Source organism: Rhodoferax sp. (assembly GCF_039922535.1).
Taxonomy (GTDB): Bacteria; Pseudomonadota; Gammaproteobacteria; order Burkholderiales; family Burkholderiaceae_C; genus Rhodoferax_B.
The window spans coordinates 1-23,327 of the sequence record NZ_JBDTEM010000190.1 but is presented as its reverse complement, the minus strand read 5'-3'; the positions used below and the strand labels follow the sequence as shown (position 1 = coordinate 23,327).

Genomic DNA, 23,327 nt, shown 5'->3' with positions numbered 1-23,327 from the left:
AACTCCTCGCGTGTGAGGAGGCGAGTTTACGCGACGGGGTTTTTAGAACGTAGCCATATGATGCAACGCTCTGCGTCCAGCCCCGGCACAGTGAGTTGTTCCACGTGAAACACCTCCACAGATGCGGGAAGCGCGGCGATTTCTGCTTCGGGGTGCTTGGCCTTCATCGCCAGCCACACGCCCTGCTCGGCCAGCGCGGCGACCGACCAGGTGGTGAAATCCACCAGCGAGGCAAAGGCACGGGCGCTCACCACGTCGAACTTTTCAGTCAGGCTTTCGACCCGGGCATGCACGCCGCGCAGATTCGGCAGCTTCAGTTCCAGCGCCGCCTGCTGCACAAACGCAGCCTTTTTACCGACGGTATCCACACAGCGCACCTGCAGCTGCGGGCAGCAAATGGCGAACACCACGCCGGGCAGGCCCGCGCCGGAACCTACGTCCAACAGCTTGGCATCGTCTCGCCCCGCCAGATGGCGCAGCAGCGGTGGCACGGCGGCCAGGCTGTCGATCAAGTGGTGCGTCAACGCTTCGGCCGGGTCGCGCAGCGCGGTCAGGTTGTAGACCTTGTTCCACTTCAAGACCAGGTCCAGGTAGCGCAGCAGGGTTTGGTGCTGCGCGTCTGACAGGGCTAGGCCAAGCTGTGCGGTGCTGCGGGTGAGTATCTCCAAACACTCGCTCATGCAGTGGCCTCCTCCACCGTCGGCCGGTCCTTCCAGCCCAGCTTTTTCAAATGCACCAGCAGCAGCGAAATGGCCGCCGGGGTCACGCCCGACATGCGGGATGCCAGGCCTAGCGTCTCGGGCCGGTGTTTGTTCAAGGTGTGGCGCACCTCGTAGCTCAGGGCGCTGACTTGCAGGTAGTCCAGGTCGGCGGGGATCTTCAGGTGCTCGTAGTGGGCAGCGCGGTCGATCTCGGACTTTTGGCGCTCGATGTAGCCCGAGTACTTGGCGTTGATGTCCACCTGCTCCAGCACGGCGGCCACAAAGTCGGCCTGGGCTGTTTCACGTGGAACACCGGGCGCGAACTCGTCCACCGCGAACTTGCCACTGGCCAGCGACATCAGGCCGTCGTAGTGCACATCCGGGCGGCGAAGCAGTTCGGCCAAGCTGTATTCGTGCTCGATGGCTTTGCCCAGCACCCGCTCGGCTTCGGCCACCGCCAGGTTCTTGGGGCTGATCCACAGGCTGCGCAGGCGCTCTGTTTCACGTGAAACAGCTTCGCGCTTGCGGTTGAACGACTCCCAGCGGGCATCGTCCACCAGGCCCATGCTGCGGCCCATCTCGGTCAGGCGCATGTCGGCGTTGTCTTCGCGCAGCTGCAGGCGGAACTCGGCGCGGCTGGTGAACATGCGGTACGGCTCGGTTACGCCCTTGGTGATCAGGTCATCCACCAGCACGCCCAGGTAGGCCTGGTCGCGGCCCGGCAGCCATGATGACTCGCCACGGCATTGCAGTGCGGCGTTGATGCCAGCGAACAGGCCTTGGGCGGCGGCCTCTTCGTAACCGGTGGTGCCGTTGATCTGGCCTGCAAAGAACAGGCCGCCGATGGCACGGGTCTCGAAGCTACTCTTCAAAGCGCGCGGGTCGAAGTAGTCGTATTCGATGGCGTAGCCGGGGCGCAGGATGTGGGCGTTTTCCATGCCCTTCATGGAGCGCACCAGGTCGTACTGCACGTCGAACGGCAGGCTGGTGGAGATGCCGTTGGGGTAGATCTCGTGGGTATTCAGACCTTCGGGCTCCAGGAAGATCTGGTGGCTGTCTTTGTCGGCAAAGCGGTTGACCTTGTCTTCCACGCTGGGGCAGTAGCGCGGGCCCACGCCCTCGATCTTGCCGGTGAACATGGGGCTGCGGTCAAAGCCCGCGCGGATGATCTCGTGCGTGCGCGCATTGGTGTGGGTGATCCAGCACGGCATTTGCTGTGGGTGCATGGCCCGGTTGCCCATGAAGCTGAACACCGGAATCTGCGCGCCCATGCCGCCGGGCATGCCGTCACCGGGCTGCTCTTCCAACTGGCTGTAGTCGATGCTGCGGCCGTCGATGCGCGGCGGCGTGCCGGTTTTCAGGCGGGCCTGGGGCAGCTTGAGCTCCTTCAGGCGCGCGCTGAGCGACACCGCCGGGGGGTCGCCCGCACGGCCTGCGGCGTAGTTGTTCAGGCCGACGTGGATCTTGCCGTCCAAAAAGGTACCCGCCGTCAGCACCACGGTGCGGCTGCGGAACTGCACGCCGACCTGCGTCACGGCACCCACCACGCGGTCGCCTTCGATCATCAAATCGTCCACGGCTTGCTGGAACAGCCACAGATTGGGCTGGTTCTCCAGCATGCGGCGGATGGCGGCTTTGTACAGCACACGGTCGGCCTGGGCGCGGGTGGCGCGCACGGCAGGGCCTTTGCTGGAATTCAAAATGCGGAATTGGATGCCGCCCTCGTCGGTGGCCAAGGCCATGGCTCCGCCCAGTGCGTCCACCTCTTTGACCAGATGCCCCTTGCCGATGCCGCCGATCGACGGGTTGCAGCTCATCTGGCCCAGGGTCTCGATGTTGTGCGTCAGCAGCAGGGTTTTGCACCCCATGCGCGCAGCAGCAAGCGCGGCCTCGGTGCCGGCATGGCCGCCGCCAACCACGATCACATCAAATTCTTGGGGGTACAACATACTCTCGTCCTCTGTCAGTGCCAGCCCCATAGCCGCCCGACCCCACCAAAACGGCAGGACAAAGACAGAGGGGGAATCCAGCATTTTAATAAACCCCTCCATTCCCTGCGGCCAAGCGGACTCTTATGATCCTTCCATCGCCACCCGAAAAGGAAACCCCATGCCCTCCTCTACCGAAGCCATCATCCTGGCCCGCGTCAACCAGAAGATTCTGGCGGCTGGCGAAACCCTGCCGCGCGTGACCCTTCACGACGGCAGCCAGGTACAAACCGGCACCGTGGCCGCCATGCTGCACAACGTGGCGCTGTACAACGCAGGCGCACGCGGCGAGGTAGAACACGAGTTAGAACTGGCCATCCCCACCCTGGTCAAAATCGGCCTGTTTGCGCTGTTCGGCCCCGAAGAATGGTGCAGCGGCAGCAACCCGGGCCGCCAGTTTGTGGGCTTGAAAGCCAAAGAATACCTGGCTGCAAACGCCTAAAAACATGCCCATCACCATCCGCCCCGACACCCGCCAGCAGGCCATCGCCTCCATCGAACGCTATTTCCTGACCCACATGGACGAGAAAATCGGCAACGTGGCCGCCGGGGGATTGCTGGGCTTTTTCCTGGAAGAAATCGGCCCGCTGGTTTACAACCAGGCGGTGGCCGACGTGCAGGCCCAGCTGCAGGCGCGGGTGATGGAGGTGGACATCGAAGTGCACGAGGACGCATTCACCTACTGGCACAAGGCCGACAAGCAACGCAAATAGCGCACCCAAGCATTGCTCCTGTTTTCATAGCTGCTTGCGCAGGTAGCGTCTGCGCGAATAGCCTATTGGACATGTGGTTTTACCGGCCAGCGACAATCCACCCCTAGCGTCCGCACGGTGCGGCGCACTTGCTTGGAAAACTCCCCATGGCCTCTAGCCTGCTCGCGCTGATCGACGACATTGCCTCCATCCTGGACGACGTGTCCGTGCTGACCAAGGTGGCAGCCAAAAAAACCACCGGCGTGCTGGGCGACGACCTGGCGCTGAACGCGCAGCAGGTCAGCGGTGTCAAAGCCGAACGCGAGCTGCCGGTGGTATGGGCCGTCTGCAAGGGCTCGTTTCGCAACAAGCTCATCCTGGTGCCTGCCGCGCTGGCCATCAGCGCCGTGGCCCCGTGGGCGGTAACGCCGCTGCTGATGGTGGGCGGTGCCTACCTGTGCTTTGAAGGATTTGAGAAGCTGGCCCACCCTTTTATGCACAGCGCCGATGTGGTGGCTGCCGAGCACAGCGCGCTGGCGGCTGCGGTGGCCAACCCGGCAGTAGACCTGGTGGCCATGGAAAAAGAAAAAATCCAGGGCGCGGTGCGCACCGACTTCATCCTGTCGGCCGAGATCATCGCCATCACCCTGGGCACGGTGCAGGGCAGCGGCTTCAGCACCCAGCTCACGGTGCTGACCACCATTGCCGTGGTGATGACGATAGGGGTGTACGGGCTGGTGGCGGGCATCGTCAAGCTGGACGACGGCGGCCTGTACCTCACGCAGCAAGCCAGCGCCTGGAAGCAGAGCCTGGGTCGGGGCATTTTGATTTTTGCGCCCTGGATGATGAAGGCGCTGTCGGTGGTCGGCACCGCCGCCATGTTTTTGGTGGGCGGCGGAATTTTGACGCACGGCTGGCTCGCCGCCCACCACGGCATCGAAGCCATCGCCCAGTGGGCCGCTGCCGTGCCCGGCGTGGGCGGCCTGCTGCAGACCGTGGCCCCGACGCTGCTCAACGGCATTGCCGGGGTGGTGGCGGGTGCGGTGGTGCTGGCAGGTGTGACACTGGTACAGCGTTTACGGGGCGCAAAAGCGCACTAACATTGCTATATAAAAAATAGCTGCTAGCGCAGGTGGAATCTGCGCTAGAAGCCTATTTTTTATAAATTTTTCCTGGCAAAACCTGTCACACAGTTGTCACGGGGCGGTAAGACACTTGGCGATGTATCCACCCCAAGAGGCCCTTCCCCATGAACACCGCGACCACGCCTTTCAGACCGCAGCACGTGGGGGAACAGGCCCCTCCACCGTCTTCACGCCCCAAGCTGGACCACAAAACCGGCCCGGTCACGGTCATCGTGTTTGTCGCTCTGCTGGCCATCGGCCTGCTGTTCAGCAGCTACAGCCTGGTCAGCGATGTGCAGGAAGCCGGTGCCTTCACTACCAACTGGGTGCCCTACCTGCTGCTGGGCGTGGCGCTGCTGATTGCGCTGGGGTTTGAATTTGTCAACGGTTTCCACGACACCGCCAACGCCGTGGCCACGGTGATCTACACCCACTCGATGCCGCCGAACGTGGCGGTGATCTGGTCGGGCTGCTTCAACTTTCTGGGCGTGCTGGTGTCCAGCGGCGCGGTGGCGTTTGGCATCATCTCGCTGCTGCCGGTAGAGCTGATCCTGCACGTCGGCTCGAGCGCAGGCTTTGCCATGGTGTTTGCGCTGCTGATCGCCGCCATTATCTGGAACCTGGGCACCTGGCTGCTGGGCCTGCCTTCGTCGTCTTCGCACACCCTCATCGGCTCTATCCTGGGCGTGGGCATTGCCAACGCGCTGATGCACGGCCGTGACGGCACCAGTGGCGTGGACTGGGCCCAGGCCACCAAGATCGGCTATTCGCTGCTGCTGTCGCCCCTGGTGGGCTTTGGTTGCGCCGCCCTGCTGCTGCTGGCCCTGCGCGCTTTTGTGAAAAACAAGGCCCTGTACGAAGAACCCAAGGGCAATAAACCCCCACCGCTGTGGATCCGCGCCCTGCTGGTGCTGACCTGCACCGGCGTGTCGTTTGCCCACGGCTCCAACGACGGCCAAAAGGGCATGGGCCTGATCATGCTGATCTTGGTGGGCACCGTACCCATGGCCTACGCGCTGAACCGCGCCATGCCGGCCGACCAGGTGGTGCAGTTCAGCGCCCTGGCGCAAGTCACGCAGCAGTCCTTACGTAACACCAGCAGCATCGCCGCACCGAATGATCCACGTGAAACATTGACCACCTACCTGCGCAGCAAAGAGCTGGTGGATGAGGTCGTGCCAGCGTTGAGCGTGATCGTCGGCGACATCGGCACCCAGGTCAAAACCTACGGTTCGCTGGCCAAAGTACCCGCCGCCGCCGTGACCAATATGCGCAACGACATGTACCTCACGTCCGAAGCCATCCGCATCCTCGACAAAAACCCCGATGCCCATCTGGATGCCGACGCCAAAGCCAACCTGAAGGCCTTCAAGGGCAAGATCGACGATGCCACCAAGTTCATCCCGCTGTGGGTAAAGGTGGCCGTGGCGATTGCGCTGGGCCTGGGCACCATGGTGGGCTGGAAACGCATTGTGGTCACCGTGGGTGAAAAGATCGGCAAAACCCATCTGACCTACGCCCAGGGTGCGTCCGCCGAGCTGGTGGCCATGATCACCATTGGCGCAGCCGACATGTACGGCCTGCCGGTATCCACCACGCACGTGCTGTCGTCCGGCGTAGCGGGCACCATGGCGGCCAATAAATCCGGCCTGCAGATGTCCACCATCCGCAACCTGCTGATGGCCTGGGTGCTGACGCTGCCGGTGTCCATCCTGCTGTCCGGCTCGCTGTACTGGCTGTTCTCGCACATTTTCTGAGATGGAGATTCGCTACGGATCGGACAGGAACGGCCTGCTCTGCGGCTACCTGTTCGAAGGCGGTGAGGGTGGAGCGAAAGGTGTGCCGCTGGATCTGGCCCAAGCCATCGCCTGGCTGGGCAACGGCCGCGCCAAAAGCGCGGCCGATTTCGTTTGGCTGCACTTCAACCTGAGCGACGCTGCCGCCGAGGCCTGCATCCGCAAACAGCTGCCCGACGTGGTGCCCGAGTTCTTCGAGGCGCTGCACGAGGGCTCGCGCTCCACCCGCATCGAGGACGCTCACGACACGCTGATCGCGGTGGTCAACGACGTGGCCTACGAGTTCGCCTTTGACCCCGCCGAGATCGCCAGCCTGTGGATGAACCTGGGCCCGCACATGGCCATCAGCGCCCGTTCGCACCCGCTGCGCTCCATCGACCGGATGCGCGATGCGGTGAAGAATGGCAAACCCCTGCCCTCGTCCATCGCGTTTTTGAACACCTTGCTGCACGAACAAGGCGACGTGCTGGTGCGCATCGTGCGCGACGCCACCGTCAAGGTGGACGTGATTGAAGACAAGTTTCTGGTGGGCCGCCTGCAAAACCGACGTGCCGATCTGGGCCAGCTGCGCCGCGTGCTGGTGCGGCTGCAGCGCCTGCTGGCACCCGAGCCGGGCGCCCTGTTTCGCCTGCTGCGCCTGCCGCCCCAGTGGATCAGCGAGCACGACCTGGAAGAGCTGCGCCAGGTCACCGAAGAGTTCTCGCTGACCATCCGCGACCTGTCCGAGCTGAAGGAGCGTATCAAGCTGCTGCAGGAAGAAATCGCCGCCCAGGTGAGCGAGCAAACCAACCAAAGCGTGTTTACCCTGACGGTGGTCACCGTACTGGCCCTGCCCATCAACATCGTGGCCGGCCTGCTGGGCATGAACGTGGGCGGCATCCCCCTGGCCGAATACCACCACGGCTTCTTCGTGGTGGTGGCGATCATCGTGGTGTTTACCGCGCTGGCTGGGTGGTACGTGTACCGGAAAAAGTAAGAAATTAGTACTTTTTTGATAGCTGCCAGCGCAGGTTAAATATGCGCTGGCAGCTTTTTTTATGCCTGAAAAAAGGCTTAAAAACTAGAGCGTTGCCATGTCGATGACGAAGCGGTACTTCACATCGCTTTTCAACATGCGGGTGTAAGCGGTTTCGATCTGGTCCATGGGGATGGTTTCGATATCCGACACGATGCCGTGCTGGGCACAGAAGTCCAGCATCTCTTGCGTCTCTTTGATGCCACCGATCAGCGAACCGGCCAGGCGGCGGCGCTTCATGATCAGGCCGAACACATTGGGGGACGGGTGCGGGGTTTCCGGCGCGCCGACCAGGGTCATGGTGCCGTCCAGCTTGAGCAGGCCCAAGAAGGCATCCAGGTTGTGCGCAGCGGCCACGGTGTTGAGGATGAAGTCAAAGCTATTCGCGTGGGCGGCCATCTCGTCGGCGTTCTTGGACACCACCACTTCCTTGGCACCCAGACGCAAGGCATCGGCACGCTTGCTCTCGGAGGTGGTGAACAGCACCACGTGCGCGCCCATGGCAGCGGCGATCTTCACGCCCATGTGGCCCAACCCACCCAAGCCGACGATGCCGACCTTCTGGCCAGGGCCGACCTTCCACTGGCGCAGCGGTGAATAGGTGGTGATGCCCGCGCACAGCAGCGGGGCCACGGCGGCCAGGTCGTCTAGCCCGTGGGAAATACGCAGCACGAAGGATTCGCGCACCACCATGTGGCTGGAGTAGCCGCCGTAGGTGTTGGTGCCGTTGGGGAACATGGGGCCGTTGTAGGTGCCGGTAAAACCGTTGTCGCAGTACTGTTCCAGGCCATCGGCACAGGGTGTGCAGTGCTGGCAGCTATCGACCATGCAGCCGATGCCGACCAGGTCGCCCACCTTGAACTTGCTGACCAGATCGCCTACCGCGGTGACGCGGCCGACAATTTCGTGGCCAGGCACGCTCGGGTAGATGGTGTTTTTCCATTCGTTGCGGGCCGTGTGCAGGTCGGAATGGCAGACTCCGCAGTACAAAACGTCCAGCGCCACGTCCTGCGCACCGGGGGTGCGGCGTTCAAAACTGAAAGGGGCCAGAGGGGAGGTTGGGGAGGTGGCAGCGTAGCCGTGGGCGGTCGTCATGGGAGTCTCCATTAAAAGCAAACCGGCATGGTAGAACGAAGCCGTGTCAGGCGTGCAACAAGGTTATTTACCAGCCAGAAAGCAGGCTTTTTCGGTAAGCCGCCAGGCCCAAATCATAGCTGCCGCCAGTGCTGCTGCCCTGGTTAGGGCGGGTGTACAGCCCCAGGGATGCCAGCATGCCTTGCTGGCTTTTCAGAATGCTGGAGCGCTGGGCCAGCGCCGACAAATACAGACCCAGGTGGCCGTCCATCGCCAACTCTTGCGTGCTGGCATCGGCCACCTGTTTGCCCACCACCGCCAGGCTGCGGGTCACCGCCGCGGGGTCGGTTTTTTGCGCGGCCTCAAAGCTGCGGCTGTCCAGCGCCAACTTGCCGTTGGAGCCCAGATTGATACCCAATTGCTGCAGGGCACCCGTGGTCGCCGCATTGGCATTCACGGCATGCACCAGGTCTTTGATGCTGCGCAACGCGCTTTGCGTGGCCGCCGCATCACCGGCCACCGTGGCAGCGGCTTTGGCGCTGTCGATGGCCGCGTTGAACGCGCTGACGAATTGGTTGGCTGCGGCTTTCTGGGCCGCCGGGGTGGTGGCGCTGGCCAAGCCCGCCAAGCCCTGCCCCACACTCTGCAGTTCGGACAGCGAGGACTTGAGCTTGCCAAAGGAAGACAACTGCGCCGTAGCCACATCCACCTGCGCCTGGATGCGTTTTTCCGCCTTTTGAAACCCGGGCTGGGCCGACAAGCCGGTGTTGCCCGTGCTTCCCGTTTGGGGGTTCGCGTAGGACCCCAGATAGAGGGCTACCGCGTTGGCTTTGGCGAAGTCGTTGATGTTCATGGTGTTGCCGCGCTGCCGTACGGCAGGCCTTTCACGGTAAACCAGTCTAGTCCTTATCCCTGCAGATAGATACCCTGCTGCTAGCCGATGCGCACCGGCGCGCCGGTGCGGGCACTCTCGTACAGCGCGTCCAAAATTTGCATCACCACCAAGCCCTCGTCGCCGCCCGCCGGGTGCGGCGTATCGGTCAGGATGGCTTCGGCGTAGTCAAACATGGCCGATGGGGCCGGGGCCGTGGGCGGGCACAGGTGGATGTCCACCGGTGCGCCGTTGACTTCGGTGAACACATGCGCGTCAAAGGTGTAGCCCGCGTGCAGGTTCTTTTGCAGCAAACCGGCCTTGGTGCCCAGCAGCCGGGTTTCCATCAGCTCAGCCTCCTGGATGTTGGCGGCCCAGGAGGCCTCTAGGGCCAAGGTGGCGCCGTTTTCAAAGCGGATGAAGCCAGCGGCCAGGTCTTCCACGTCAAACGTCTTACCGGCCTTCTGGGCCAGGTCGCTGGCGATGGGGTTGTAGGTGCTGCCCATCACCCAGGTCGGCTTGGGGTAGCCCATCAGCCACAGGGCCAGGTCCAGGCGGTGCACGCCCAGGTCGATCAGCGGGCCGCCCCCGGCCAGGGCCTGGGTGCCAAACCAGCCGCCAAAGCCGGGCATGCCCCGGCGGCGGTGCCAGACGCTGCGGCCAAAATAGAAGTCGCCAAACAAACCCGCATCCACCTGGGTCTTCAAAGCCCGCGATGCCGCGCTGAAGCGGTACGAGAAGTTGATCATCAGCCGCTTGCCTGCGTCTTTGGCGGCCTCCAGCATTTCGCGGCCTTCCAGCGCGTTCATGGCCATGGGCTTTTCGCACAGCACGTGGCAGCCTGCGGCCAGTGCGGCCAGGGTCAGGCCCTTGTGGAACTTGTTGGGCGTGCAAACGCTGACCACATCCAGCCGCTCTGTGGCCAGCATTTCTTCGGCTGAGGCATAGCGGCAGGCCACGCTGAACTCCTCACCCACCGTGGTCAGCCGGGCGCTATCGGGGTCGGCCAGGGCCACCACTTCCACATGCGGATGCTCTTGCCAGCCTTTGATGTGCGCGCGGCCCATACCCAGACCGATCACGCCGACACGGAGTTTTTTAGTCGCTTCGCTCATGCCAAATCCGCCTTGGTTTGAACAATGCCGACGTTGGTGAAACCCGGCTTGTGGCTGATGGGTTCCAGCGGCTGGGCGTTGGGGCACACGTCCACGATGTTGACGCGGGGCGCGGCCCACTGCACGGCATTGGCGATCACGCGCTGCACGTTTTTGTCGTGGTAGGTAGGGTAGGCCTCGTGACCGGGGCGGAAGTAGAAGATGCGGCCATGGCCGCGCTCCCAGCAGCAGCCGGAGCGGAACACCTCGCCGCCCTCGAACCACGAGATAAATACGGTGCTGTCGGGCTGCGGAATATCAAAGCGCTCGCCGTACATCTCTTCATTGGGCAGCTCGAAATACTCGCCCAAGCCCGCGGCGATAGGGTGCGATGGCTCGACCACCCACAGGCGCTCTTTCTCGTGCGCCTCGCGCCATTTCAGCGAGCAGTTGGTGCCCATCATGCGGCGGAAGATTTTGCTGAAATGGCCGGAATGCAGCACCACCAGGCCCATGCCTTCGAGCACGCGCTTTTGCACCCGGTCGACCACCGCGTCTTCCACCAGGTTGTGCACCTTGTGGCCCCACCAAATCAGTACGTCGCAGGCGGCCAGGCGGGCCTCGCTCAGGCCGTGCTCCGGGTCGTCCAGCGTGGCGGTGCTGATGTCCAGCGGCAGGGCACCGGGGTTCAGGCCGGGGGTAGCGGCCAGGGCGTTGGCAATGGTGGTGTGCAGGCCTTCGGGATAGATGGCGCCCACGGCGGCGTTCTCGCGTTCGTGGCGGAATTCGTTCCAAACAATAACAGAAATACGGGTTTTCACTAGGGTGCTCCTGGGGTGGGAATTTGGCGTTATGTGCCCTAGACTCTAAGCCTGCCCCGCCCTTCCCCGCAGCCCAATTGCTGTCAAAAATCCGCAATGAATAGCAAAAATCCTGGATGCGCCACCTCTACCCTGTGCACCGCCACGCTGGCCCCGTCTGCGGCCCAGGACGCACTGGCCATGCGCCAGCACCTGGGTGACTTCTTACAGCGCGCCATGGCGGGCAGCCTGGTGGTGCGCCTGCCCGGCGGAGCCCCGGTGGAGCGCGGCGAGGGCCACTTCCACGTCGGCCCCGAACTGTTCCTGCAAACCGCTGGCTGGACCGACTTTCGCTTGCCGCACGGCACGCTGACCCTGGGCCCCGGCGAGGCGCTGCTGATGCCGCCGCAGCTGCGGCATGCCGAGCAGGTGCGTGCCGCGCCCGACCAGCCGTTTGCCAACCTGGTGGTCTACGCTGAAGCCCATGCCCTCACCTGCCATTTGGCCTTTGAGGTCCGTACCGGCAAGCCCGGCATCCGTCACCTGGAGAGGCGCCAGCACCTGCAGGCCCGCCATATCCACGACTGGCTGGCCGACGCGGCCCGGCTGGGCCAGAACGAACACCCAGAATGGGCCACGCTACAAATCCGCGCTCTGGTGGCCGCCGCCACTGCCGGGGTGCTGCGCGCGCTGGCCGATGTCGACCCGCATACCGCCCCCGAATCCGCATGGGTCACCAAGGTACGGGTGCTGGTGCAAAACCAGTTGGGCGATGCCGATTTGAGCGTGCGCGGCCTGGCCCAGCAATGCGGCTGCACGGCCGACTACCTGTCGCACCTGTTCCGCCAGCAGACACAGGAAGCCCTGGTGGCCTACATCAACCGCATGCGCATGGCCCGCGCCGCCCGCCTGCTGGCCGAGAGCGCGCTGGCCATCAAAGAAGTGGCTTGGGCCTGCGGCTACGCCCACCCCAGCTACTTCATCCACAGCTTTCGGGCGCAGTATGGGCAAACGCCGAAGGGGTACCGGCAAGGGCATGCTGTGGTGAAATCCGCTTTATGAAAACCCTCCTCTTCGCGGGCAGCACCCGCAAACAGTCGTACAACCGCCAATTGGCCCACGCCACCGCCCGCATCGCCACGGCAGCCGGGGCCGAGGTCACGCACATCGAGCTGGCCGACTTCGACATCCCCATGTACAACGCCGACCTGGAGGCCGAAGGCACGCCTGCCGACGTGCTGCGGCTGAAAGAGATCATGTTTGCCCATCCGGCCTGGATACTCTGCGCGCCCGAGTACAACGGCAGCTACCCCGCGCTGCTGAAGAACACCATCGACTGGGCCTCCAGCCCCATCAAAACCGACCCGGTGTGGAAAGACGGCTTTCGCGCGTTCACTGGCAAGGTGGTGGGCCTGCTGAGTGCCTCGCCGGGCGGACTGGGCGGTTTGCGGTCGTTGACGCATTTGTCGCCACTGATGGCCAATATGCAATGCTGGGTGGCCCCCAAACAGTTCGCGCTGGCCCGGGCGTTTGAGGCCTTTGCCGAGGACGGCAGTTTGAAGCAGGAAACCCACCGTGCCAGCGTGCAAGCTGTGGTGGACCAGGTGCTGTGGGCGGCCCGGAAGTTTCAAGCCTAATCGGCCTCCAGCGCAGACAGTACCTGCGCTGGCAGCTATTAAATAAGTAGTAAATCCATGGAATGCAGATTGGGTTGCGGTGCCTGCTGCATTGCCCCCAGCATCAGCTCCCCCATCCCCGGCATGCCGGTGGTGAACGGCATCAGCAAGCCTGCCGGGGTACGCTGCGTGCAACTGGACGCGGCCAATCGGTGCCGCATTTTTGGCCAGCCGGAGCGGCCCGCAGTGTGCGGCCAGTTGCAGCCCGCGGCCGACATGTGCGGCAGCACCAACCTGCACGCCATGCACTACCTGACCCAGCTGGAGATTGCCACCCAGCCGTGCTCCATTTCACCTGCACTTCTATAACTTTTAAGCCACCAGCGCACATTCCACCTGCGCCAGCAGCTATCTAAAAAGTAGCAACCCGGTTTACATGTCCTTCAGGATTTCCTGGCGCTTTTGCTGGTATTCCTGGTCGGTGATCAGGTCTTTTTCACGCAGGCTTTTCAGCTTTTGCAGACGCAGTTCTTGGGCATCATAAAAAGCCGCGTTGCGCTGGACGGGTGCCGGGGCAGCGGCGGGTGCAGGCGCTGCGGCTTTCACCAGGGTGGGGGCAATGGCCGATGTCATGCCCGCCGTGCGCGGGCAGCTCAACCAGTCGGCACGGTGGCTGGTCGCCAGCACGCTTTGCAGCTGCGCCGAACCCGGGCTGTTGCGCGAACCGTAGCGGAAAGTGGGTGTAACGCCAGTGCCGCGCCAGTTGTCATAAAAATTGAAGCGCGCATCCCGCACCACCAACTGCAAGCCCTCGGCGTTGACAAAAATACGGGCGGTAACCGCCATCGGGGGTTCTATCGAGTTTCGGACGCGGCGCTCGCTGCTCACCAGCAGCACGTCCTGGCCCGGCGTGGCGCTGGCCAAAGCCTCCGACAGGGGTTCGGCGAGTTGCTCGGCCTCAGAGCCCGTCACCAGCTCTAAAGCGCCCTTGGCACCGGGGATGCGCACCGATTCTAGAAATTGCTGCAAGGTCCTGGTGCTCAACACTGCCGGATGCCGGTTGTCGGGCGCACCCGCTTCGCGGGCTACCAGCTCGATGCTGGAGAAGTCGTGGATATTCCAGACCGTACGCTGGTCTGGCTGGCTGGCATTACCGGCCTTGCTGCCACCAAACAGCCCATCAAACAAGCCCGCATGGGCACCGGGTGCCGCCACCAGGCTTGCGGCGCAGACCGCCGTGGCGATCCATTGCTTGGCTTTTCTCATAGATTCCATTTCACACAGGACTTACGCAAGTCCCAACACACACAAAACAAAAGCCCAGGTGCACGCCGTTGAATCCAACAGCATGCACCTGGGCCCGGCTCAGCTTCTTGCGAAAACTAAGGGCTTACCACCAAGCTTCCACTTGGGCACCAATGGTGGTGGCCTTGGTACGGCCAAACAGCGCACTAGCGGCGCCACCGGCGGCGACAGAAGCGGCAGCGGCAGATTGAGCGGCATCGTTCCAGTTGGCACGGGTGACGTAAATACGGAACTCAGGACGGGTCCAGAAGTCGGTATTGGGCGAGAAGGCCACCGCGAAAGTACCCTTGGTCAGGTTTTGTTTGTCTTGACCGTCGATCTTGCGCTGGGTCAGACCCAGTTCACCCAACAGCTTGACGTTCTTGGCCACACCGTAAGACACACGACCGCCCAAAGACACGTCCTTGGTGGTCACGCCGTTGTCCGGTTTGAGGGTTTGGTAACCCACCAGCGCCTGGCCACCAAACAGACCGCTTTGCCAGTTGATGGATTCAATGACGCGGGCTTGTTTAGCACCGGGAGCGGAAACGCCAGGAGCCGTATTTAGGTTGTACATCTTGCCGTCAATGTCCGCATGGCCTGTCGATCCTTGCAAGAAGAAGGAATTGGTCATGCCGGGGACTATGAAGTCGGCTTGGTTATGCAACAAGCCCAATGCACCCCCGTTGGAGCCCTGGGCAAACGTGCCGTTCACCACGCCGCCGGTCAGGGTCAGCTTGCCGCCGGGGTTGACCGGCAGATCGCGCCACTGGAAGTTGGCACGGCGGGCATTGTTTTCGGAAACAGTCGAGTTACCAGTATTGCCGTCGCTGTACACCGCAAGGTTCAGCTTGCCGAAACCGACATCAATACCATCGGCACCTGCGCCGTAGCTGTCACCATCCCCCATCAACCATTGGTCGATGACGTGGATGTCCTGGATACGGTGGAAGCGCTGACCGGCCCAGAAGCTGACATTGGGTGCAAAGCTCAGGCCCTTGATGTCGGAGTAGATTTGTGGCGTGCCGGTGGTGCCGTTGTAGAAATTGGGCATCCAGTGGACACCCCACTTCACGCCACCGCCCAGATCCCAGTTTTTGCCGATCATGACTTCAAAGTAGTTGTCGCCTTCATTGCCCAAACGGTAGTGGCTCAAGCTGCCACCCAGTTGGTACTGGCCTTTGGCTTGGCCATTGGCAGACGAATAAAAACCGGTACGCAAGTAGCCGGTGAACTCCAGACCGGTGGCATCCGTCACCTTTTTGACCACCTGGGTGATCTGCTTTTCCAGCGTGGGATCCACAGGTATATCAGTGGCCGCCTGGGCAAAAGCATGGCCACCAGCCGCCAACAACGACGCTGCGGCGACGGTGGCACGTAATTTAAAGAACTTCATCTTCGGTATCTCCGTTGGTCTTTTAGTAACGACTTTGAACACCCCAATGGGTGTGGCTAAAGTTGACCGGAAGAAACCCCCCGGCCACGAAATCCTGAAAATTCAGGCTTGCAGAACTGCCCCCCTTGCTTTTGCCCTTGGTGGCACAAAACCCGTTTCACATGCCACTTACTTTCTCCCCAGGCCCTTCTCGGGGTTGGTTTTGTAAACATTCTGTAAATTTATTTGAAGCTTTCGTAAATTGATTACAAAAATTTCATCAGAAATACAGTTTTTTACGTTCTTAGACAGAAAGATAAAACATTGGGGTACAGAAATCCCTGCCTCATCCACTCACAAAAGACGCTTTGTATGCGTTTTGTAGAGCACTTTCGGACAAAAAGAACTGTAGTAACTTAGTTACTTAGTTGAACTAAGTACTTGTACTAATTTGTTGTTTTTTTGCCAAACATTTACAAATACAACTTACTAAATCCAAATTCAGGGGGGCAAAAGCGTGCCCAAGCCTAAAAACAAGGCGGTGCTGAATGGAATGGTTGCTGCTACTTTGCTGTTTTGCAAAAAAATGCCTTGCGAACCGCTTTGACCAAGCCATAAATCCGTCGAACTCCAACGGACTTTGTGTTTGACTATTCTTCTAATGGTTTTATTAATACATAGTAGTAGTAGTAAGCACCTGCCTCATCTGTGGGTAAGCCAGTTTTATCCTTTTTAATCAACAGGTTATACCGTGTTGCCAGGTGTGCGTGACCCTGCTTTTCTGGTGTCACGCCAAAATGAACAACTTTTAAATCTAGCGTTTACCTGTGGATAACCGTGCAGTTATGCCGGATCTATCCACAGCTTTTCAAGACAAGGATAAGTATGGCTACGCCGCTCAAAATTGATTTCGTCTCGGATGTGTCCTGCCCCTGGTGCGTGGTGGGTTTGAAGTCGCTAGAGCAGGCGCTGGCGCGTGTGGGCGACAGCATCGCGACCGAATTGCACTTTCAGCCGTTTGAACTCAACCCCCAGATGGCACCCGAGGGCGAAGACACCACCGAGCACTTGGCGCGCAAATACGGCTCCACCCCGGCCCAGGCGGCTGCCAACAAAGAAAACATCCGCGCCCGCGGAGCCGAGCTCGGCTTTACCTTCAATCTGGGCCAGCGCGACCGCATCTACAACACCTTCGATGCGCACCGCTTGCTGCACTGGGCCGAGCTAGAGGGCCACCAGCACGCCCTGAAGCAGGCGTTGTTTGACGCCTACTTCACCCTGGGCCAAAACCCCAGCGACCACGCCTTGCTGGTGCAAGTGGCCGAACAAGTGGGGCTGGACCCGGTGCGGGCACGGGCCATTCTGGAAACCGATGCCTATGCCGACGAGGTGCGTGAACGCGAGCAGTTCTATACAAGCCAAGGCATCCATTCGGTGCCCGCCATCATCATCAATGACCGCCACCTAATCTCCGGTGGCCAGCCGCCCGAGGTGTTTGAGCAGGCCTTGCGCCAAATTGCAGCAGCGGCGTAGCGCGCACGCACCATGTAAACGCTGTATGGAGAACAGGCCCACCTGTTTTGCGCACACTTAAGGTGCAAGTTGTACGCAATCCATGATTTAGATTGCGTACATGGCCTGGCACAGTTGATGCGTAGGGTGTGGGCATGCAAACCCCCTCCACGACCCCCACGCCCTCGGCCATCGAAATCATCGCGCTGACCAAGCGTTATGGATCGGGCAAGCCCGCTGTTGACAGCATCAATCTCCGGATTGCCCAAGGCAGCTACTGCTGCCTTTTAGGGCCGTCTGGTTGCGGCAAGAGCACCACCTTGCGCATGGTGGCGGGACATGAATCGGTCAGCAGTGGCGATGTGCTGCTGGAAAACCGCAACATCACCGACCTGCCGGCGGCCGAACGCGGCACGGCCATGATGTTCCAGAGTTTCGCGTTGTTCCCGCACTTGAGTGCGTTAGACAACGTGGCCTTTAGCTTGAAGATGAAGGGCATGGACAAGGCCGAGCGCCATGCCAAGGCCAAAGACCTGTTGGACCGGGTGGCCATGGGCCACCTGGCAGAACGCAAGCCAGGGGAATTGTCGGGTGGCCAGCAGCAGCGTGTGGCCTTGGCACGCGCGCTGATTACCCAGCCCAAGGTCTTGCTGCTGGACGAACCCCTTTCCGCGTTAGACCCGTTTTTGCGTATCCAGATGCGTGCCGAGCTGCGCCGTTGGCAAAAGGAGCTGGGTCTGACCTTCATCCACGTCACCCACTCGCAAGAAGAAGCCATGGCCCTGGCCGACACCATGGTGGTGATGAACCATGGCCTGATCGAACAGGTCGGCAGCCCGCACGAGGTCTACAACCGCCCGGCCAGCGAATTTGTGGCGCGCTTCATGGGCGGCCACAACGTGCTGGACACGGCGCGCGGCAAGATGGGTGTGCGCACCGACCACATGCAAGTCATTCCTGCCGAGCTGGCCCAACCCGACAGCCTGCACAACATGGCCGCGGTCATCAGCGACGTGGAATACCAGGGCACCTACGTGCTGCTGGGCCTGCAAAAGCCGGGTGTGGCGCAAAACGCCAACGCCACGGCCGAGTATTCCGTGATGGTGTCCGAGGCGCAGTTTGCAGCCCGGCCTTACCAAGTGTCCGAAGCCGTGCAACTGGCCTGGGCCCCAGAGGCCGCCCATCCGCTGGGTGCGCGCACTCCCGTTCTCACCGCTGCCTGACGGTTTCAGGCACTCCCTTTTTTCTTTTTAACCGCTGTCCTTAGGAGTTTTGACCATGTCCGACGTACTTCCAGAACCCACCAACGCTTTGCAGGCCACCATGCAGCGCCGCTCGCTGCTCAAAGGCACGGCCGGCATTTTGGCCACCGGCATCTTCCCCGCAGTGCACGCTGCCGACCCCATCGTTCTGCGCTACCTGGGCACGGCGGTGAACCAGGACAAGGAAATTGCCGACAAGTTTGAAAAAGACACCGGCATCAAGATCCAGTACGTGGCCGTGACCACCGACGACGTGACCAAGCGCGCCGTCACCGCCCCCAACAGCTTTGACCTGATCGACTCGGAATACTTCTCGCTGAAGAACATTGTTCCCACCGGCAATCTGAAGGGCATCGACACCAAGCGCATCAAGAATGCCGACAAAATCACCACCTTGTTCACCAAGGGTGAAATCGACGGCAAGAAGGTCGGCGACCAAGGCACCGCCCCCAAGAAGGTGATCTACCTGGAAGGCGAACGGAGCAAGAAATTCTCCGCCACGCCTACGCAGTACATGAGCCTGATCCCCACCGTGTACAACGCCGACACGCTGGGCATCCGCCCCGACCTCATCAAGCGCCCTATTACCTCTTGGGCCGAGCTGCTGAACCCTGAATTCAAGGGCAAAGCCGCTATTTTGAACATCCCCTCCATCGGCATCATGGACGCGGCGATGGTGGTGGAAGCCATGGGCATCTACAAGTATCCCGACAAAGGCAACATGACCAAGAAGGAAATTGATCTGACCATCAAGACCCTGATTGAAGCCAAAAAGCAAGGCCAGTTCCGCAGCCTGTGGAAAGACTTCAACGAGTCCGTGAATCTGATGGCCTCCGGCGAAGTGGTGATCCAGTCGATGTGGAGCCCCGCGGTTACCGCCGTGCGTAGCAAGGGCATTGCCTGTACCTTCCAGCCGCTGAAGGAAGGGTACCGCGCCTGGGCTTCCGGCTTTGGCCTGCCCGCTACCCTGTCTGGCAAAAAGCTGGACGGTGCCTACGAGTTCATCAACTGGTTCTTGGACGGCTGGGCCGGTGCCTACCTGAACCGCCAGGGCTATTACAGCGCCGTGCTGGACACCGCCAAATCCAAGATGGAAGCCTACGAGTGGGCTTACTGGATGGAAGGCAAACCCGCCACGCAAGATATCAAGAGCCCCCACGGCGACGTGCTGGCCAAGAAGGGCGAAATCCGCGACGGCGGCAGCTACGAAGCGCGCATGGGCGGCATCGCTTGCTGGAACGCCGTGATGGACGAAAACGCCTACATGGTCGGCAAATGGAATGAATTCGTCGCAGCCTGATTGAGCTCACCCCCAGGCTTGCCCACTGCCCCGGAATCGGCCCATTGGGCTGAGAACGCAGGTGGCCTCCTCCCCCCTTGCAGGGGGCACAACCAGCGGCCTGGCAAAGCCAGTTCCGCGGTTGTTCACGAACGGGCTTCGCTGCGCTTGCCTGAGAGAACTTCCCGGCCGTCTATTTGGTGCGGGGATGAATTTATAGAAAATAGGCCTCCAGCGCAGGTAGCACCTGCGCTGGCAGCTACGATTTTGATAGTAATGTGAAGCCACCACCATGAGCACACCTGCTGCCCCTACCCATTCGGCCTCCGCTGCGCCGGGTCGCTCTATTGCGGCCTGGTGGCAAGCTTTGCCGTTGACGGCGGTTTTCGCGCTGTTTTTCTTGTTGCCGCTGGCGCTGGTGCTGATGGTCAGCTTCTGGGACTACAACCAGTACGAGATGCTGCCGGGGTTCACCTTCAAGAACTACCTGGCGGTGTTTGAAAACTGCTTGTCCCCGGGCGACGACATGTGCGTTACCTTCAAGACCTACTTATCGACCTTCAAATTCTGCTTCTTGGTCTGGCTGATCACGCTGGTGATCGGCTTTACCGTGTCCTACTTTTTGGCCTTTCACGTCAAGTCGGCCGCGGTGCAGACGGTGTTGTTTGTGCTGTGCACGATTCCGTTCTGGACCTCTAACGTGATCCGCATGATTGCCTGGGTGCCCTTGCTGGGGCGTAACGGCCTGGTGAACGACGCGTTGATGACCGTGGGCGTGGTCGACAAGCCGGTGGAGTGGCTGCTGTTTTCCAGTTTCTCGGTGGTGCTGGCCTTTGTGCACCTGTTCACCACCTTCATGATCGTGCCGATTTTCAACAGCATGATGCGCATCGACCGCAGCCTGATCGAGGCCGCCAACGACAGCGGTGCCTCGGGCTGGCAAACGCTGTGGAATGTGATCGTGCCACTGTGCCGCTCCGGCATCATCATCGGCTCCATCTTCGTCATCACCATCGTGATGGGCGACTTCGTCACCATCGGCGTGATGGGTGGCCAGCAAATCGCCTCGGTGGGCAAGATCATCCAGGTGCAAACCTCGTACCTGCAGTTTCCGCTGGCTGCGGCCAACGCCATGATTCTGCTGGCCCTGGTGCTGATGATCATCTGGTCGCTGACCCGCATGGTCGATATCCGCAAGGAGCTGTGACATGAACCTGAACAAAAAACCCGCCGCCTTCTGGGCGCTGGCGCTGGTATTCGTGGCCTACGTGCTGTTTCTGTACGGCCCCATGGTCGTCATCGTGGTGCTCAGCTTCCAGGGCCCTGAGGGCGGACTGACCTTTCCGATGCGGGGCGTGTCGCTGCACTGGTTCTACGAGCTGTTCAAAGGCCTGGGTGTGGTGGACATTGGGGCTGCGCTGAGCCGTTCGCTGGGCCTGGGCCTGGTGGTGATGGCCTTCACCGTGGTGTTCTCGGTGCTGGCCGGGCTGGCGTTTCGCAAGAAACTCAGCGGCGGCAGCATTCTGTTCTTTGTGGTGGTGGCCAGCCTGATCATGCCGTCCATCATCGTCTCGCTGGGCATTGGCCTGGAGTTCCGCCTGCTCGACAGCGGCATCAAAAAGGCGCTGGAATATTTAGGCTGGCAGGACACGCTGGACAACTACGGCACCGCCCTGGGCATTTACACCTCGGCCCTGGGCGCGCACCTGACCTGGACCCTGCCTTTCGGCCTGCTGATCATGTTCGCCATCTTCAACCGCTTTAACCCCTCGTATGAGGAAGCCGCGCGCGACCTGGGTGCGACGCCGTGGCAGACCTTCAGGCACGTGGTGCTGCCGTTGATTGCGCCGGCGGTGGTCGGCATCGGCATGTTCGGCTTCACCCTGAGCTGGGACGAAATCGCCCGCACCTCGCAGGCGATTGGCGATGTCAACACCCTGCCGCTGGAGCTGCAAGGCCTGACCACCACCGTCACCACGCCGTCGATCTACGCCATTGGCACCGTGACCACCGTGGTGTCCTTCATCGTGATGGGCTTGACCTTGCTGCTGGTAAAGTTCTTGGGACGCAAATAAAAACAAAAAGGCCGTTCATAGTGTCCACCGCCCCCGTTCCCGCGCTCAGCGACAGTGAAATTTACGAACGCATCGTCTCCGCCATCCTGGACCACCGGCTCCAGCCCGGCACCAAGCTGGTGGAAGACAAACTTGGCACGGCCTTCGGCGTGTCGCGCACCCGCATCCGGCCGGTGCTGGTGCGGCTGGCCAACGAACAGATCGTCACCCTCACGCCCAACCGCGGGGCCTGCGTAGCCCAACCCACCGAGCAGGAGGCCCGCGAAGTCTTCGAGGCCCGCCGCCTGGTCGAGCCGTTGCTGCTAGAGCGCTTCATGGCCATCGCCACCCCGGCCGACATCGCCGTGTTGGCCCACTTCATCGCCGAAGAAGAGGCTGCCCGCGCCAAAGGCGACATGCGCTACGCCATCCGCATGTCGGGTGACTTCCACCTGATGATTGCGGAGCGTGCCGGGCAGCAAACCCTGGGCCGCATCCTGCGCGAACTGGTGTCGCGCACCTCGCTGATTTTGATGACCTGGGGCCCGGTCAGCCAGACCGACCCGAACAGCTGGGCCGGTGGCTGCGGTTGCCGCGAACACCGCTCGGTGCTGGACGCGATCCGCCTGCGCGACGTGGAAGCCGCCACCCGCTTGATGCGTGAGCATCTGGCGCACCTGGAGGCGCAGGTGCATTTTGGTGCGGTGGCCACCACCTCGCCCGACCTGATCGCCCTCTTCGGCCAAGCCGCCTGATCCATGCGGCATTTGCTGGTCATCAACCCGAATACCAGCGACAGCGTGACCGCGCTGCTGCGCACCCACATCCTGCAGGCCAGCGGCCCCGATGTAGCGGTGCACATGGCCACGGCACGCTTTGGTGCGCGCTATATCTCCAGCGAGGCCAGCTACGCCGTCGCCGCGCACGCCACGCTGGATGCCTGGGCGGCGTGGATCGCCGACGGCGGCCCGACCCCCGACGCGGTGCTGATCGGCTGCTTTGGCGACCCCGGCCTGTTGGCCCTGCGCGAATGCAGCGCGGCACCGGTTACCGGCCTGGCCGAAGCCGCGTTTTTAGAGGCCGCACAGCATGGCCGCTTTGCCGTGGTCACCGGCGGCGTGGCCTGGAAGCCGATGTTGCAGCGCCTGGCCTACAGCCTGGGCTATGGCGACACCCTGGTCCACATCCACACGGTGGAAGCCACGGGTGCCGAGCTGGCCGCCGACCCGGTCGCCGCCCGCGCCTTGCTGGCCACCGCCTGCCGCACGGTGGCCGAGCAGCACGACGTACAAGCCGTCATCCTGGGCGGTGCGGGCCTGGCTGGTATGGCGGCACTGATCCAGAGCGAAGTCCGCGTGCCGGTGATTGACAGCGTGCTGGCCGGTGCGCGCCAGGCGCAAATTTGTGGAAATGCGGCGAATAGCATGTCGGCCGATGCCCGCCTGCCCGGCGCGTGGCTTGGCCTGTCGCCCGCGTTGATGGCCTTGACTTCAGTTGCTACGGTTTAAATAGCTGCCAGCGCAGGTACTACCTGCGCCAGAGTCTGTTTTCGTATAAATACAGTGCTACCGGGCCGTCAGCTCCAGGCTGGCAGATCGGAGCCCATCTGCGCTGGCGGTGAGCAGGATTTTCCCGGCCGACTTGGGCGGGCGCACATAAGCCATGGCTTTGCCCTGGTAGGTGTAGCGTTTACCGCGCCGGAAGCTGTCGACGTTGTGCGGGTTGCCACTGCCTACAGCAGCCAGCTCACCGCCCGTGGCGGTAAAGCTGACGCGCACCACTGCATCGGG

At 61.7% G+C, this 23,327-nt stretch carries 24 protein-coding genes; 15 read left to right on the top strand and 9 right to left on the bottom strand.

The window, feature by feature from the left end:
• Positions 1-26 precede the first annotated feature (26 nt).
• Complete coding sequence (rsmG, locus tag ABI213_RS09035) at positions 27-680, bottom strand: 16S rRNA (guanine(527)-N(7))-methyltransferase RsmG (protein ID WP_348006732.1); 654 nt, start codon at positions 678-680, stop codon at positions 27-29.
• Positions 677-2,650, bottom strand: a complete 1,974-nt coding sequence (gene mnmG, locus ABI213_RS09030) for a tRNA uridine-5-carboxymethylaminomethyl(34) synthesis enzyme MnmG (protein WP_348006733.1) — start codon at positions 2,648-2,650, stop codon at positions 677-679. Before mnmG ends, rsmG begins: the two co-directional genes overlap by 4 nt.
• Before the next feature lie 160 nt (positions 2,651-2,810).
• Here mnmG and ABI213_RS09025 point away from each other — a divergent pair, with 160 nt between their 5' ends.
• The 5 genes from ABI213_RS09025 to ABI213_RS09005 all read left to right on the top strand — a co-directional run bounded on the left by ABI213_RS09025 (position 2,811) and on the right by ABI213_RS09005 (position 7,277).
• Positions 2,811-3,131, top strand: coding sequence for a hypothetical protein (locus ABI213_RS09025; RefSeq protein ID WP_348006734.1), 321 nt, complete (start codon positions 2,811-2,813; stop codon positions 3,129-3,131).
• A gap of 4 nt (positions 3,132-3,135) precedes the next feature.
• On the top strand, positions 3,136-3,402 hold the full coding sequence (locus ABI213_RS09020; protein WP_295957249.1) for a DUF2164 domain-containing protein: 267 nt from the start codon (positions 3,136-3,138) through the stop codon (positions 3,400-3,402).
• A gap of 146 nt (positions 3,403-3,548) precedes the next feature.
• Positions 3,549-4,481 (top strand): DUF808 domain-containing protein, encoded by a 933-nt coding sequence (locus ABI213_RS09015; RefSeq protein WP_348006735.1) that lies wholly within the window; start codon positions 3,549-3,551, stop codon positions 4,479-4,481.
• 149 nt (positions 4,482-4,630) lie between these two features.
• Positions 4,631-6,262, top strand: coding sequence for an inorganic phosphate transporter (locus tag ABI213_RS09010; protein ID WP_348006736.1), 1,632 nt, complete (start codon positions 4,631-4,633; stop codon positions 6,260-6,262).
• Between the two features lies 1 nt (position 6,263).
• The gene (locus tag ABI213_RS09005; protein ID WP_348006737.1) at positions 6,264-7,277 is read left to right on the top strand and encodes a transporter; all 1,014 of its coding nucleotides are present in this window, start codon (positions 6,264-6,266) and stop codon (positions 7,275-7,277) included.
• A gap of 84 nt (positions 7,278-7,361) precedes the next feature.
• Here ABI213_RS09005 and ABI213_RS09000 read toward each other — a convergent pair whose 3' ends face one another.
• The 4 genes from ABI213_RS09000 to ABI213_RS08985 form a co-directional block, all read right to left on the bottom strand.
• Complete coding sequence (locus ABI213_RS09000) at positions 7,362-8,411, bottom strand: NAD(P)-dependent alcohol dehydrogenase (RefSeq protein WP_348006738.1); 1,050 nt, start codon at positions 8,409-8,411, stop codon at positions 7,362-7,364.
• Between the two features lie 67 nt (positions 8,412-8,478).
• Entirely contained in the window at positions 8,479-9,243 is a 765-nt protein-coding gene (fliD, locus tag ABI213_RS08995; protein ID WP_348006739.1) for a flagellar filament capping protein FliD, read from the bottom strand.
• Positions 9,244-9,323: 80 nt separating this feature from the next.
• Positions 9,324-10,376 (bottom strand): Gfo/Idh/MocA family oxidoreductase, encoded by a 1,053-nt coding sequence (locus ABI213_RS08990; protein ID WP_348026802.1) that lies wholly within the window; start codon positions 10,374-10,376, stop codon positions 9,324-9,326.
• Positions 10,373-11,176, bottom strand: coding sequence for a ThuA domain-containing protein (locus tag ABI213_RS08985; RefSeq protein WP_348008498.1), 804 nt, complete (start codon positions 11,174-11,176; stop codon positions 10,373-10,375). Before ABI213_RS08985 ends, ABI213_RS08990 begins: the two co-directional genes overlap by 4 nt.
• Positions 11,177-11,272: 96 nt before the next feature.
• Here ABI213_RS08985 and ABI213_RS08980 point away from each other — a divergent pair, with 96 nt between their 5' ends.
• From ABI213_RS08980 to ABI213_RS08970, 3 genes are read left to right on the top strand one after another with little or no spacing between them, the layout of a single operon-like run.
• On the top strand, positions 11,273-12,217 hold the full coding sequence (locus tag ABI213_RS08980; protein ID WP_348026800.1) for a helix-turn-helix transcriptional regulator: 945 nt from the start codon (positions 11,273-11,275) through the stop codon (positions 12,215-12,217).
• Positions 12,214-12,792, top strand: coding sequence for an NAD(P)H-dependent oxidoreductase (locus ABI213_RS08975; RefSeq protein ID WP_348008500.1), 579 nt, complete (start codon positions 12,214-12,216; stop codon positions 12,790-12,792). Before ABI213_RS08980 ends, ABI213_RS08975 begins: the two co-directional genes overlap by 4 nt.
• A 57-nt stretch (positions 12,793-12,849) precedes the next feature.
• Positions 12,850-13,140 carry a YkgJ family cysteine cluster protein gene (locus ABI213_RS08970; RefSeq protein ID WP_348008501.1) on the top strand — a complete coding sequence of 97 codons (291 nt, stop codon included), beginning with the start codon at positions 12,850-12,852 and terminating at the stop codon, positions 13,138-13,140.
• Positions 13,141-13,203: 63 nt separating this feature from the next.
• On the opposite strand, the gene ABI213_RS08965 is transcribed toward ABI213_RS08970, so the two are convergent.
• Positions 13,204-14,037, bottom strand: a complete 834-nt coding sequence (locus ABI213_RS08965) for an SHOCT domain-containing protein (RefSeq protein WP_348026798.1) — start codon at positions 14,035-14,037, stop codon at positions 13,204-13,206.
• A gap of 124 nt (positions 14,038-14,161) precedes the next feature.
• Positions 14,162-15,451, bottom strand: coding sequence for a carbohydrate porin (locus tag ABI213_RS08960; protein WP_348008503.1), 1,290 nt, complete (start codon positions 15,449-15,451; stop codon positions 14,162-14,164).
• A gap of 864 nt (positions 15,452-16,315) precedes the next feature.
• Here ABI213_RS08960 and ABI213_RS08955 point away from each other — a divergent pair.
• The 7 genes from ABI213_RS08955 (at position 16,316) to ABI213_RS08925 (ending at position 23,045) form a co-directional block, all read left to right on the top strand.
• On the top strand, positions 16,316-16,963 hold the full coding sequence (locus ABI213_RS08955; protein ID WP_348008504.1) for a DsbA family oxidoreductase: 648 nt from the start codon (positions 16,316-16,318) through the stop codon (positions 16,961-16,963).
• Between the two features lie 134 nt (positions 16,964-17,097).
• Complete coding sequence (locus ABI213_RS08950; RefSeq protein WP_348026796.1) at positions 17,098-18,165, top strand: ABC transporter ATP-binding protein; 1,068 nt, start codon at positions 17,098-17,100, stop codon at positions 18,163-18,165.
• 55 nt (positions 18,166-18,220) lie between these two features.
• The gene (locus tag ABI213_RS08945) at positions 18,221-19,504 is read left to right on the top strand and encodes an extracellular solute-binding protein (protein WP_348026794.1); all 1,284 of its coding nucleotides are present in this window, start codon (positions 18,221-18,223) and stop codon (positions 19,502-19,504) included.
• Positions 19,505-19,775: 271 nt separating this feature from the next.
• Entirely contained in the window at positions 19,776-20,690 is a 915-nt protein-coding gene (locus ABI213_RS08940; protein ID WP_348006387.1) for an ABC transporter permease, read from the top strand.
• Between the two features lies 1 nt (position 20,691).
• The gene (locus ABI213_RS08935) at positions 20,692-21,558 is read left to right on the top strand and encodes an ABC transporter permease (RefSeq protein ID WP_348006386.1); all 867 of its coding nucleotides are present in this window, start codon (positions 20,692-20,694) and stop codon (positions 21,556-21,558) included.
• Between the two features lie 20 nt (positions 21,559-21,578).
• Positions 21,579-22,292, top strand: a complete 714-nt coding sequence (locus ABI213_RS08930; RefSeq protein ID WP_348006385.1) for a GntR family transcriptional regulator — start codon at positions 21,579-21,581, stop codon at positions 22,290-22,292.
• 3 nt (positions 22,293-22,295) lie between these two features.
• Positions 22,296-23,045: an aspartate/glutamate racemase family protein gene (locus ABI213_RS08925; RefSeq protein ID WP_348006384.1), complete on the top strand. Its 750-nt coding sequence runs from the start codon at positions 22,296-22,298 to the stop codon at positions 23,043-23,045.
• Between the two features lie 57 nt (positions 23,046-23,102).
• On the opposite strand, the gene ABI213_RS08920 is transcribed toward ABI213_RS08925, so the two are convergent.
• A partial coding sequence (locus tag ABI213_RS08920; protein ID WP_348026792.1) for a hypothetical protein occupies positions 23,103-23,327 on the bottom strand: 225 nt, incomplete at its 5' end.